A 12880-nucleotide genomic window follows, 5' to 3' on the forward strand; every position below is an offset into this window, starting at 1 on the left:
ATTAATGGCTATTTGGTGTGTTGCTTCGCTTATTGCGCTTAGTAGTCTCATAGTTTGTGCCTCCCTTGGCATTCTGTTTTAGTTCCTTCTTAATTAAACGATTGATGAAAATTGTTGTGCTAACGCCTTGCGACTCAGCGGTATCAATCACATCCTGTTTGAACTCATCCCATACATGAACTCTCATTGTGTTTTACCTCCGTGTTTATGAACTGGCACTTTGTCACCAAATTCGTCTATCGTTACTCGCTGGTTAATTCCAACTTCTTTGTTTTTCAACAACTCACGATCACACTCTGCTTTCTTTTGCCGTGTATATCGGGTTGCTCTTGATGCTCTAATCATCCAACTGAACCTCCTATTTTCAGAGTTAAAGATTTAAGAGACAGAGAAAGAAGAAATGATTGTTTCTAATCAATATTTCTCTTATCCCTTATCTCTATATACAAAGTAAGCAGCTGATTTGTGACAGCTTTTTCTTACCTTTTCCTACTTCTTGTAAACGAAGTAACTAGCTAATCTGTGACACTTTTTCCTTACCTTTTCTGAATTTCAGGCACAAAAAAAGCGCCCACTAGGACGCCTTTATAGGGTTCTGGTTGTATTTGGCAAGACACTAAACTTGTTTGTGTGCCACAACTCCAGAGTACAATTTAACAACTTTTTGTGTGTTTATAGCCGACGAGCCGACCTACTTTTAATCCACTAACTTTCATCGGCTAAGGCTGGATTTCACGCTTAACTTTGTAGAAAGTAGTTTTACCAATACCAGTGATAGACATTATTTCAGAAGGCTTTGAGCCCTGTTCTAGCAGCTGTTTTACCTGATCTTTCACATCATCGCTGGTAGGTTTACGACCTTTGTATTTACCTTCTTTTTTCGCCTTAGCAATGCCTTCTCGTTGACGTTCTAGCATAACCTCACGCTCAAACTGAGCAACTGCACCAAACACATTCAACATTAGCTTGCCTTGTGGTGTTGCAGTATCTAGCCCCATATCAGCAATACGAAGTTCTACACCCTTGCTTTCCAGTTGCTTCTGAATGTCACAGAGATTAGCAACGCTACGAGCAAGACGGTCTAGCTTAGTGACAACTAAAGTATCTCCTTCACGACAGTAATCAATGCACTCTCGTAACACTTCCCTCTCAGCGACAGAGCTCACTTGCTCAGAGAAAGCTTTATCAACACCAAGTTTGTCTAGCTCTCTGATTTGAGCCTCTAGTCCTGCTTCTTGTTCAACTGTAGAAGTACGCGCATAACCAATTAACATGAGTTCACCAATGACGTTTAGTTCGTATTACATTTAAGATCTTAAACGAAATAAGTTCATAAATACAACACCCAACCCTAAACGAACTGTTTCGGTGTATTACAAAAAGGTTCAACTAGGGCAAGGTCTAAACGAACAATTCTAGGTGCAGAATCGTGCCTGATAGATTGCTTTGAAGGGGGGAGAGGGGGGATTCTAGATTGTAAGTTTAAATAGAAACACTCACTTCTACCGCGAGCATTTTCAAACGCTTTCCTTCAAAGAAAACTTAGTCCTTTTTGAAACTTGATGTATCTAATCTACTTTTCAGTGATTAACTCTTTTCCAATCCTTTTCTACCAGCTTCGATTGATTGATAACCAAGATAAAGACAAGCAATCAACAAACTACTTGAGTGATCATTGATAAATCTATTCTGTTTTTACAGGCTAATAACAGCGTTTTCAGTATGCGGGCTTCCCCCTTTTGGGAAACTAGTGTGTGTACATCCCCCACATACCCCGACACTGCATTTCAAATGTTTACCTACTTTTTCTACCGTAACTAAGGCTAAAAATAGGGAGTAACACCTACATTTTCTGGTTAGTAGATAGAGCACACACTCCCGATTAAAAGCCACAAAAGACGGTTAGTGGGAGCATGATGCTAACGTATCTATACTGCTGTTCGGGTAAGAACTCCAAAAATGACCAAGGTAAAAAATGCGAATCCGCCAATAACTATTTTTTCATCAGCCTTAAACTCTTCTTCGATGGTGCTAAACAAAGCCACTAACACTATCGAAACAATGCCAATAAGCAGAACCGATGAATGAGGTAACTTATGAGTAAAATATAGCATTTTAGCTACCATTAACCCTACGATACTGGTTATTAGGCTTTGTAACCCAGACATTAAATTGAATAGTCTCACCTTAGCCCAGCTCAATTTATTACAACTAGAACTGACCAGATAAGCTGCTGACGCAATGCCCAATAGAAATGGCACTATTAGAAGTGTTAACTCACCAATCGCTTCATTGAAGATTTTCGTTATATTTTGGTTTAGGTTAAGAGCATTATCCAAACATGCCAGCACCACCAATGAGCCCAAAATTAGAAAGACGGAGCTAAATACTGTATCAACAAGCGAGCCCCAAAAGTTACTTAACCACCTACATAGGAACTTTTTATTTGGAGAGCCATCCTTATCCGACCCGCTGTTTTGTGCTTTGTCATCATTCGTTGTTTCTGTCATTTATGAATTCCATATCTAATAATAAACCAGCATCATATCAGAGAATAAAAGCCAACCATATCATATAGATCCATCAATAAAGCCAAATCCATTCCTTTATGCAATAACTAAGGTAGTAATCCTCTGTATCCCAGTCTTGTAACTACGCCGTCTTGCCATAGTTGCCACTATTTCCATTGTTGCCACTTCTATATAGTCACTCATTATTGAACCCGAAGAGACCTTAAATTCATTACTTTATTAATAAGGTAAATGTTGCCAACAATAGTAAACCCTGGCATGCCGTTGCTGATATGAACTTCTACACTAACCGATGGCGCTTGCACCCCGACGCTTGCTCGACTATGAATGATTGCCAGCCCCATACGTTCCTCAATTTTTTTGAACACTCTGTAAACAAATGTTTTATCTAGTTGGTTATGTTATATACCGCGTCCCAATTGAGAGTTAATGTGAAAAAAGAATGACTTTTTGCTTGTCATGCAGCGGAATTGTGTGATACCACTAATGACGCAAACAATTTCGTAGAACATTACACAACATTTTTTAACGAAAAAAGAACGACAGACAGATGAACCTTTTCGCTCATATCAACGCACTGCTAGCCCTGATTATCGTGGTCATTATTGGCACCGCGCGGGGTATTGTGGGCGAAAGGTAACCACAAATTACAGAAAACCCCCGCACTGAAAAGTCCGGGGGTTTTTTTACAACTACAAGTTGTCATCTGTCTAACCCTCGGACAGTTTAACGGGAAGAATGGGAGTGCACATGAAGTGCAATAAATATGGCAATCGCTACGAGCCACAACGTAGCAAAGGAGGTTTACGATGACTGGTGCACAACTTGTCGTAGCCGCTTTAAGACAGCAAGGCATCGAAACCGTTTTTGGCTACCCCGGCGGGGCCATCATGCCAATCTATGATGCTTTGTATGACGGTGGGGTGGAACACATCCTATGCCGTCACGAGCAAGGGGCCGCTATGGCTGCTATCGGGATGGCTCGTTCCACTCAAGACGTTGCTGTGTGCATGGCAACTTCCGGCCCAGGAGCCACTAACCTTGTTACCGGCCTTGCCGACGCTTTCCTTGACTCCGTACCTCTAGTTGCCATCACAGGCCAGGTTGCTAGCTCTCATATCGGTACCGATGCATTCCAAGAAATGGATGTGATCGGAATGTCCCTAGCCTGTACTAAGCACAGCTATCTCGTGACTGAAATTGAAGATCTAGCTCCGACACTTGCCGAAGCCTTTGAGGTCGCAAAAACCGGTCGTCCGGGTCCTGTCATTGTCGATATCGCCAAAGACGTTCAACTCGCTCAAGCACCCACAGACCTTCTTCCTCCATACATAGCACCAGCAATCGAAGATGTCAGCGCTGAAGATATCAAACGTGCGCAAGATGTGCTGGCAGCATCAACTCGCCCAGTGTTGTATGTTGGTGGTGGCGTGCAACTTGCGAAAGCAACCGATGCAGTACGCGAATTTCTTCGCTTAAACCCAATGCCTGCAGTTAGCACATTAAAAGGCCTCGGTACCATTGAACGCCATGATCCTCACTATCTTGGTATGTTGGGTATGCACGGCACCAAAGCCGCCAATCTAGTGGTTCAAGAAGCTGATCTATTGATCGTGGTTGGCGCGCGTTTTGATGACCGTGTGACGGGTAAGCTCGACACGTTTGCACCAAATGCGAAAGTGATTCACATCGACATTGATGCTGCGGAGATTCATAAACTGCGCCACGCCAACGCACCATTACGTGGCGACATCAACACCATTCTTCCTCAGCTAGAGCTGACTCAAGATATTTCACCGTGGGTTCATCACAGTGAAAGTCTGCGCAGCGGCTTTAAGTGGCGTTACGACCACCCGGGCGAGTTAATCTACGCACCGCTATTGCTTAAACAACTGTCTGACATGATGCCAGATAGCTCAATTGTCTCGACCGACGTCGGTCAGCACCAGATGTGGGCAGCGCAACATATCCAGCCACGCGAACCACAAAATTTTATCACTTCTGCTGGCCTTGGCACCATGGGCTTTGGCTTGCCAGCGGCGATGGGTGCTGCAGTCGCACGTCCTGATGATCAGTCTATCCTTATTACAGGTGACGGTTCATTTATGATGAACGTTCAGGAATTGGGCACGCTGAAGCGTCGTCAGATTCCAGTGAAGATTGTCCTTCTTAATAACCAACGTCTTGGCATGGTTCGCCAATGGCAGTCATTGTTCTTTGACGGTCGCCACAGTGAAACCATTCTTGATGACAACCCAGATTTCGTGATGTTAGCAAAAGCGTTCGATATCCCGGGCAAAACCATCACCAAGAAAGAAGAAGTCGAACCTGCTCTCAAAGAGATGCTAGCGAGTGAAACTTCTTACATGCTTCACGTTTTGATTGATGAAGAAGAAAACGTGTGGCCATTGGTGCCACCTGGCGCATCAAACAGTGATATGTTGGAAAATACATAGGAGACAATCGCATGGACAGATATTTACTCGACATCAAAGCCGATGACAAACCGGTACTGTTGGAGCGCGTTCTACGTGTGATTCGTCACCGAGGTTTCGTGATCAAACAAGTCGCTGCTACGCAAAACCACGAAAGCAAAGTAGCCAGCGTCGAGATCATCGTCGACAGCGATCGACCAATCTCGTTTTTGATCAATCAAATAGAGAAGTTGTGGGACGTTCGTAAGGTTGAGGTGCTAAAAATCCGCAACGATGAACTGCCAAATCACAACTTACAACAACACGTAAGTGCATAAGGAAGGCAACAAATGGCAACGAAAACTGCAGATTTCATTTGGTTTAATGGTGAGATGGTTCCATGGGCAGAGGCGAACGTTCACGTTCTGACTCACGCAATGCACTATGGTACATCCGTGTTTGAAGGCGTGCGCTGTTACAACACACCAAAAGGCCCAATTGTCTTCCGTCACCGTGAGCATGCACAACGTCTAAAAGATTCTGCCAAGATTTACCGCTTTCCGATCCCTTTCTCTGTAGAGGAAATCATGGAAGCGACCCGCGAAACACTGCGCCAAAACAAACTCGACAGCGCTTACATTCGTCCATTGGGTTTTGTCGGTAATGTTGGCTTAGGCGTATGTCCACCAGTTGGCACTGAGATGGATCTAATCATTGCAGCATTTCCTTGGGGCTCTTACTTAGGCGAAGAAGCGCTAGAAAAAGGTGTCGATGCGATGATTTCAAGCTGGAATCGCGCTGCGCCAAACACCATCCCAACTGCGGCTAAAGCAGGCGGTAACTACCTATCTTCACTACTGGTTGGTGGTGAAGCGCGTCGTCACGGTTACGACGAAGGTATTGCGCTAAGCGTAGATGGTTACCTATCGGAAGGGGCTGGTGAAAACATCTTCGTTATCAAAGATGGCGTAATCGCCACACCACCAGCAACTAGCGCGATTCTACCGGGCATCACTCGTGACTCGATCATGACAATTGCACGCGATAAAGGCTACGAAGTACGTGAAGCGAACATTGCTCGTGAAGCCCTTTACCTTGCCGATGAAGTCTTCATGACAGGTACTGCGGCTGAGATTGTACCAGTGGCAACCATCGACAAGATTGAAGTGGGCACTGGTAAGCGCGGCCCTATCACTAAAGAACTACAAGCAGCCTACTTTGGCCTATTTGACGGCACCACGGAAGATAAGTGGGGCTGGTTAGACTATGTGTACCCAGAACAGAAGTAAGAAGGATTAGGAAATGCCAAAATATAGATCAGCAACCACCACACATGGTCGTAACATGGCGGGTGCACGAGCACTGTGGCGTGCAACGGGTGTGAAAGAAGAAGACTTCGGTAAACCAATCATCGCCGTTGTAAACTCGTTTACTCAATTTGTTCCGGGTCACGTACACCTGAAAGACATGGGTCAGCTTGTAGCACGTGAAATCGAAAAAGCTGGCGGTATTGCGAAAGAATTCAACACCATCGCGGTTGATGATGGTATCGCAATGGGTCACGGCGGCATGCTGTACTCACTGCCTTCACGCGAACTGATCGCAGACTCAGTAGAATACATGGTCAACGCGCACTGTGCCGATGCCATGGTATGTATCTCTAACTGTGACAAAATCACTCCAGGAATGTTGATGGCATCTATGCGTCTTAACATCCCTGTTATCTTTGTTTCTGGTGGTCCAATGGAAGCGGGTAAAACCAAGCTTTCTGATCAGATCATCAAACTAGACCTTGTAGATGCGATGATCCAAGGCGCGGATCCAAAAGTGTCTGATGAGCAAAGCGAGCAGATCGAACGCAGCGCATGTCCAACGTGTGGATCGTGTTCAGGCATGTTCACTGCAAACTCAATGAACTGTCTAACGGAAGCACTGGGTCTTTCTCAACCAGGTAACGGTTCTATGCTGGCAACGCACGCAGACCGTGAACAGCTGTTCCTTAATGCAGGTCGTCGCATCGTTGAACTGACTCGTCGTTACTACGAGCAAGATGACGAATCAGCACTGCCACGCAACATCGCTACGTTTGATGCGTTCGAAAATGCGATGGCACTGGATATTGCAATGGGTGGCTCAACCAACACCATTTTGCACCTGTTGGCTGCAGCGCAAGAAGGTGAAGTGGATTTCGATATGGAAGATATCGATCGCCTATCACGCCAAGTACCACACCTATGTAAAGTGGCACCATCTACCCAGAAATATCACATGGAAGACGTACACCGCGCTGGTGGCGTCATGGCAATTCTTGGTGAGTTAGATCGTGCAGGTCTTCTACACAATGATGCGCGCACCGTGCTTGGCCTTTCGATGAAAGAGCAGCTGGCGAAATACGACATCATCCAAACTGAAGACGAAGAAGTACTTAAGTTCTACCGCGCAGGTCCCGCGGGAATTCGTACTACTCAAGCGTTCTCACAAGATTGCCGCTGGGATCGCCTTGATGACGACCGTGCGGAAGGCTGTATTCGTACTATCGATCATGCCTTTAGCCAAGAAGGTGGCCTAGCCGTTCTATCAGGCAACATCGCATTAGATGGTTGTATCGTTAAGACTGCTGGTGTGGATGAGAGCATTCATAAATTCACTGGCCCAGCCGTAGTTTTCGAAAGCCAAGAAGACGCCGTAGAAGGCATCTTAGGCGGCAAAGTAAAAGCAGGCGACGTGGTTGTTATCCGTTACGAAGGCCCTAAAGGTGGTCCGGGCATGCAAGAAATGCTTTACCCAACCACTTATCTAAAATCGATGGGCCTTGGCAAAGAGTGTGCACTTCTGACTGACGGCCGTTTCTCTGGCGGCACATCAGGTCTGTCAATCGGTCACGCCTCTCCTGAAGCAGCAAACGGCGGTGCAATTGGCCTGGTAAAAGAAGGCGATATGATTGCAATTGATATTCCAAACCGTTCAATTTCACTCCAAGTGTCTGAACAAGAACTTGCTGAGCGCCGTGCAAAACAAGACGAACTAGGCTGGAAACCAGTTGACCGCCAACGTGAAGTTTCATTTGCACTCAAAGCGTACGCGAGTATGGCAACCAGTGCTGACAAGGGTGCAGTACGAGACAAGTCGAAGCTAGAGGGCTAGCAATGATGGAAGCTCAACCCGAAAAACAAGTGAACCAAACTGGCGCAGATTATCTGCGCCAAATCCTTCGCGCACCTGTTTATGAAGTAGCAACAGTGACGCCACTGCAAGAAATGCCTCGTTTATCTGCACGTATCGGGAATAACGTGCAGATCAAGCGTGAAGATCGCCAACCCGTACACTCGTTCAAATTGCGCGGTGCATACAACATGGTGGCGAGTTTATCTGAAGCACAAAAAGCCGCTGGTGTCATTGCAGCATCGGCAGGTAACCACGCTCAAGGCATGGCGCTCTCTGGTACTAAGCTAGGCATCAAAACCACCATCGTGATGCCTAAAACCACACCAGACATCAAAGTCGATGCGGTACGTGGCTTCGGTGGCAATGTAGTGCTGCACGGCAGCAACTTTGATGAGGCAAAAGCGGAAGCGGAACGCCTTTCTGATCTGCATGGGTACACATTTGTCCCTCCTTTCGATCACCCACTGGTGATTGCAGGTCAAGGCACCATCGGCATGGAAATGCTGCAGCAAAATGGTCACCTTGATTACATCTTCGTCCCTGTCGGTGGTGGCGGTTTGGCTGCCGGTGTTGCGGTACTCGTGAAGCAGCTCATGCCAGAAATCAAAGTGATTGCGGTCGAGCCAGAAGATTCTTCATGCCTCAAAGCGGCATTGGATGCAGGTGAACCAGTAGTATTAGACCAGGTCAGCATGTTTGCCGATGGCGTTGCAGTAAAACGCATTGGTGAAGAGACGTTTCGTCTATGCCAAAAGTACATTGATGGCCATATTGCAGTCTCTAGCGATGAAATCTGCGCAGCAGTAAAAGACATCTTTGAAGACACCCGTGCGATTGCAGAGCCTTCTGGCGCGCTTGCTCTGGCGGGTTTGAAGAAGTTTGCTGAACAGAACAAGCTGAAAGACAAAAACCTAGGTACGGTATTGTCTGGCGCAAACACCAACTTCCACGGTCTGCGTTATGTTTCTGAACGCTGCGAGCTTGGTGAAAAACGTGAAGGTCTGCTTGCCGTCACCATCCCTGAGCGTCAAGGTGCTTTCTTTGAGTTCTGTAATCTCATTGGCGGCCGTGCCGTGACAGAGTTTAACTACCGCTACAACGATGACGCATTGGCAAATATCTTTGTCGGTGTGCGTTTGCAAGGCGGTCAGGAAGAGCTAGAACATATCATTCACGACTTACGTGATGGTGGCTACCCAGTGGTTGACCTGTCTGATGATGAAATGGCGAAACTGCACGTGCGCTACATGATTGGTGGTAAGCCGTCTAAGCCGCTTAAAGAGCGCCTCTACAGCTTTGAATTCCCAGAGTACCCTGGGGCGCTACTTAAGTTCTTAAGCACACTCGGCACACACTGGAATATCAGTTTGTTCAACTACCGTAACCACGGCGCTGACTACGGACGTGTTTTATGTGGTTTCGAGTTAGATGAAAGCGATTTAGCTCAGTTTTCTGCACATTTACGTGAACTTGGCTATCAATGCAAAGACGAGACAGACAACCCATCGTATAAGTTTTTCTTGTCATAAAACGCCACATTTTAAACATATCAATGAAAACACCTCGCTAATGCGAGGTGTTTTTTATGACTGTAACCAATCTTTATGTAGCTGATTAGGCGACCCAAGATAGTCCACCATCCACTGGATCAATTTATGATTATCATCTTTGCGCCATACTAAGCAGCAGTGACTGAGCGGTTTATCATCCGGCATGACCTTCTCCACCAGCACACCATCATTGATTAAGGGTGTTGCAATATGACGTGGCATGTAACCCACGCCCACCCCATTTTTTAAACATTCAATCGCACTATACCAATTGGGCAATAATAATCGGCGCTGTTGCGGATAATGGCCAGTATGGCGTTTTGGCAGCACGTTCGAAGTATCATCAAGACAGATCGCCGGAAATTGACTCACAAACGCTTCAGTAAGCACTTGTTGTCGAACGCAAGGATGAGCGGGTGACATTACAAATGCCCAATCTAATACGCCCATATCTTTGACTTCAAAATCTCCCCCAACGGGAACCGCAGATGTCGCGCCAACGACAATGTCGGCTCGACCTTGTGCTATGGCTTCCCAAGAACCATTGAAGACCTCCATATTGATCTGCAATTCAGCAAATTCAAACTCGCGATAGAAATCTTCCACCAAAGGTTTGAGTTTTTCTAACTTCACCACGTTATCTAAGGTCAGCTTTAACGTGCTTTTCCATCCTTGAGCCGCTCGCCGCGTTTGTGCTTTCACCTCTTCCATTTGACGCAGCAAAGAGCGCGCCTCGGCCATAAAAAGTTCACCCGCTGGAGTTAGCTCGACTTTCCTTGGTAAACGTCGAAACAGCACCACATCTAAATCTTGCTCGACCTGCCTTACTCCATAGCTGATGGCTGAGGGGACTTTATGCAATACCTCAGCCGCAGCGGTGAAACTGCCTAAACGGGCAACCGTATCCAGCATTTCCAAAGACGCTTTAGAGAACATGATTTAACCTTTCAAAAAATTTGATTGATAACCAACAATTTTAGCGTTTTATTTTCTCAAAATCGAAAAATAGAATAATAAGGTAAATAAATCAGGGTTGGCGCCAACTGATGTTGATTAAAAAATGATTAAATAATTTGACTGGTTGAATCATGAAAATCTCAAAACTACAGCTCATTTATCTGGCAGCATTATCGATGCTTGGCTTCGTTGCTACCGATATGTATCTGCCAGCATTCAAAGCGATGGAAATCGACTTTGCAACAGGCCCTGAGCAAATTGCGCTCTCTTTAACGGTATTCCTCGTTGGTATGGCGATTGGCCAGCTAATGTGGGGATTGGCATCCGATAAATTTGGCCATCGTAATACACTCGCAGCCGGGTTGGTGCTATTTACTATCGCGTCATTCGGTTTGGCTTTCTGTGATCAAGTATGGCAACTACTCACACTGCGCTTTATCCAAGCTATCGGTGTGTGTGCACCAGCCGTGATCTGGCAGGCTATGGTCATTAAGCGCTACTCAAGCAGTAGCCAACAAATTTTTGCGACAATCATGCCACTCGTCGCGCTATCACCAGCACTAGCACCTCAATTAGGGGTTGTGTTGGCAGATAACTTCGGCTGGCACAGTATCTTTATTACGCTAACACTGGTTGGTGTCTTTTTGGTCTTTGCGACCATGGCACAAAAAGACGAGAAAGCAGAAATCAAACAAACCAGTATGTCTGCCGACATCAAAGCGCTACTGAGTTCTAAAAAATACCTTGGCAACGTGTTTATGTTTGCGACGGCTTCAGCTGCATTCTTTGCTTACCTAACTGGGATGCCAGAAATCATGGCGCAACTGGGCTACGAAGCAAAAGATATTGGTTTGAGCTTTATCCCACAAACCATCGCGTTTATGGCTGGTGGCTACTTAGGTAAAGTAGGCGTTCGAAAATTTGGTGATGAAAAGGTTCTGCGCCAACTGATTGGCCTATTTAGTGTCGCGGCATTAATGATTTTCATTGCTTCACAGTGGGAGCTGTCATCGATTTGGCCTATTCTTGCGCCATTCTGTTTGATTGCCGTCGCTAACGGCGCGCTGTACCCAATCGTGGTAAACCGTGCACTGGCCAGCGCACAACAGAGCCCTGCAACAGCAGCAGGTCTGCAAAACAGCCTGCAAATCTGTGTAAGTAGCTTCTCAAGTGCATTGGTAGCCGCAATGGCAAGCCAAGCTCAGATGGTTACTGGCATCGCAATCATCATCTGTATGGGTGGGCTGTGGATGGGATACATTCTGTCGAATCGCGAATTATCCAAGCACTTTACGACTCCTGACAACGCCCGAGTCGTGAGTGAAGACGAACTTTAATCGTTCAGATAATAAAAAGAGCCGTGCAATGCGGCTCTTTCTGTTTATAAGCTTTTCAACCCCCACTTCTTGGCAGTCTGCTTAAAAAAGCCTTGAGTCTTTTTCAACTCTACCCAGTGATTGATATAATTAATCCATACTTGATCGTCTTGCGGCAACAACATAGCAATTGGGGTTGGTTTACGCGGTGCGGTCACTGGCACTATCGCCAACTGTTTAAACTTATCCACCAACGTCGCTGCTTCCACATTGGACGTCACCGATACATCGGCCCTGCGAGCTAGTAGTTCTTGGAAGTCGCGCGCTGGCGCTTCAATAACAATATGTTGAGCAGACGGGAAGAATTCTTTCACCATTTTTTCTTGTACCGTACCTAACGTCGCCGCGACTTTTACTTCTGGTTTATTAAAATCCGCCCAATCAGAGAATTTGGCGAGATCTTTCTTTTGCACCACAGGTACAAAGGCAAGGTAGAAATACGGCTGGCTGTATCCAGCTACTTTCGCGCGCGACATGTTCAGAGATGCGCTGCCAGTAATATCGTATTTGTTGGCGGTAATGCCATTAACTAGCGTCTTCCAATCCGTGGGAACATACTCCACTTTTACACCGAGATCTTTAGCAAGTTCTGTTGTTACATCGATATCGAAGCCACGATAACTGTTTGTCGCAGGGTCTTTCATCGTCATCGGATTCCAATCTCCCGTCGTTCCAACTCGGAGTACGCCATTGTCTAAAATGGATTGAAGACGGCTTTCAGCGTGAGCGACTTGAGTCGCAGCAAGCAAACACATTCCTAGCACTAGTAAAATCTTTCTCATTTTTATTCCCTTAAAAATAATGACCTTATACGGTTTAATAATTAACCTTTATTAGAGCTCTACTGATAACATAGCAGCAACAAAGGAAGTTTTTTAGTTAATTCA

The 12880-nt window shown here is 45.9% G+C and carries 11 protein-coding genes; 6 read left to right on the plus strand and 5 right to left on the minus strand.

What is annotated here, in order from left to right:
- Position 1: 1 nt before the first annotated feature.
- The 3 genes from H9L11_RS06715 to H9L11_RS06725 all read right to left on the minus strand — a co-directional run bounded on the left by H9L11_RS06715 (position 2) and on the right by H9L11_RS06725 (position 2510).
- Positions 2–187 carry a hypothetical protein gene (locus tag H9L11_RS06715; RefSeq protein WP_205391063.1) on the minus strand — a complete coding sequence of 62 codons (186 nt, stop codon included), beginning with the start codon at positions 185–187 and terminating at the stop codon, positions 2–4.
- 532 nt (positions 188–719) lie between these two features.
- Positions 720–1274 (minus strand): recombinase family protein, encoded by a 555-nt coding sequence (locus H9L11_RS06720; protein WP_205391064.1) that lies wholly within the window; start codon positions 1272–1274, stop codon positions 720–722.
- 654 nt (positions 1275–1928) lie between these two features.
- Positions 1929–2510, minus strand: coding sequence for a hypothetical protein (locus tag H9L11_RS06725; RefSeq protein ID WP_025555720.1), 582 nt, complete (start codon positions 2508–2510; stop codon positions 1929–1931).
- An 830-nt stretch (positions 2511–3340) separates the two neighbouring features.
- Here H9L11_RS06725 and ilvG point away from each other — a divergent pair.
- Genes ilvG through ilvA form a run of 5 tightly spaced genes read left to right on the plus strand, consistent with a single transcriptional unit; the run spans position 3341 to position 9639 of the window.
- Complete coding sequence (ilvG, locus tag H9L11_RS06730; RefSeq protein ID WP_005378960.1) at positions 3341–4987, plus strand: acetolactate synthase 2 catalytic subunit; 1647 nt, start codon at positions 3341–3343, stop codon at positions 4985–4987.
- An 11-nt stretch (positions 4988–4998) separates the two neighbouring features.
- Positions 4999–5283, plus strand: coding sequence for an acetolactate synthase 2 small subunit (gene ilvM / locus H9L11_RS06735; protein WP_005378958.1), 285 nt, complete (start codon positions 4999–5001; stop codon positions 5281–5283).
- 12 nt (positions 5284–5295) lie between these two features.
- Positions 5296–6234 (plus strand): branched-chain-amino-acid transaminase, encoded by a 939-nt coding sequence (gene ilvE, locus H9L11_RS06740; RefSeq protein ID WP_171345097.1) that lies wholly within the window; start codon positions 5296–5298, stop codon positions 6232–6234.
- Between the two features lie 13 nt (positions 6235–6247).
- Positions 6248–8089 carry a dihydroxy-acid dehydratase gene (gene ilvD, locus H9L11_RS06745; RefSeq protein ID WP_005383859.1) on the plus strand — a complete coding sequence of 614 codons (1842 nt, stop codon included), beginning with the start codon at positions 6248–6250 and terminating at the stop codon, positions 8087–8089.
- Positions 8090–8091: 2 nt separating this feature from the next.
- Entirely contained in the window at positions 8092–9639 is a 1548-nt protein-coding gene (gene ilvA, locus H9L11_RS06750; protein WP_053304042.1) for a threonine ammonia-lyase, biosynthetic, read from the plus strand.
- Positions 9640–9693: 54 nt separating this feature from the next.
- Here ilvA and punR read toward each other — a convergent pair whose 3' ends face one another.
- On the minus strand, positions 9694–10596 hold the full coding sequence (gene punR / locus H9L11_RS06755) for a DNA-binding transcriptional activator PunR (RefSeq protein ID WP_005378948.1): 903 nt from the start codon (positions 10594–10596) through the stop codon (positions 9694–9696).
- 152 nt (positions 10597–10748) lie between these two features.
- On the opposite strand from punR, the gene punC reads away from it, so the two are divergent.
- A complete protein-coding gene (punC, locus tag H9L11_RS06760) occupies positions 10749–11954 on the plus strand; it encodes a purine nucleoside transporter PunC (protein ID WP_005378946.1) in 1206 nt (401 codons plus the stop codon).
- A 44-nt stretch (positions 11955–11998) separates the two neighbouring features.
- On the opposite strand, the gene H9L11_RS06765 is transcribed toward punC, so the two are convergent.
- Positions 11999–12775, minus strand: a complete 777-nt coding sequence (locus tag H9L11_RS06765; RefSeq protein ID WP_005378944.1) for a transporter substrate-binding domain-containing protein — start codon at positions 12773–12775, stop codon at positions 11999–12001.
- Positions 12776–12880 lie beyond the last annotated feature (105 nt).

The organism is Vibrio sp. sp1, assembly GCF_016920955.1.
GTDB classification, from domain to species: Bacteria; Pseudomonadota; Gammaproteobacteria; order Enterobacterales; family Vibrionaceae; genus Vibrio; species Vibrio alginolyticus.

Bases quoted from the DNA above. Each gene is read 5' to 3' on its own strand.
- H9L11_RS06715 (WP_205391063.1), bottom strand. From the start codon at position 187: ATGAGAGTTCATGTATGGGATGAGTTCAAACAGGATGTGATTGATACC.
- H9L11_RS06720 (WP_205391064.1), bottom strand. From the start codon at position 1,274: ATGTTAATTGGTTATGCGCGTACTTCTACAGTTGAACAAGAAGCAGGA.
- H9L11_RS06725 (WP_025555720.1), bottom strand. From the start codon at position 2,510: ATGACAGAAACAACGAATGATGACAAAGCACAAAACAGCGGGTCGGAT.
- ilvG (WP_005378960.1), top strand. From the start codon at position 3,341: ATGACTGGTGCACAACTTGTCGTAGCCGCTTTAAGACAGCAAGGCATC.
- ilvM (WP_005378958.1), top strand. From the start codon at position 4,999: ATGGACAGATATTTACTCGACATCAAAGCCGATGACAAACCGGTACTG.
- ilvE (WP_171345097.1), top strand. From the start codon at position 5,296: ATGGCAACGAAAACTGCAGATTTCATTTGGTTTAATGGTGAGATGGTT.
- ilvD (WP_005383859.1), top strand. From the start codon at position 6,248: ATGCCAAAATATAGATCAGCAACCACCACACATGGTCGTAACATGGCG.
- ilvA (WP_053304042.1), top strand. From the start codon at position 8,092: ATGATGGAAGCTCAACCCGAAAAACAAGTGAACCAAACTGGCGCAGAT.
- punR (WP_005378948.1), bottom strand. From the start codon at position 10,596: ATGTTCTCTAAAGCGTCTTTGGAAATGCTGGATACGGTTGCCCGTTTA.
- punC (WP_005378946.1), top strand. From the start codon at position 10,749: ATGAAAATCTCAAAACTACAGCTCATTTATCTGGCAGCATTATCGATG.
- H9L11_RS06765 (WP_005378944.1), bottom strand. From the start codon at position 12,775: ATGAGAAAGATTTTACTAGTGCTAGGAATGTGTTTGCTTGCTGCGACT.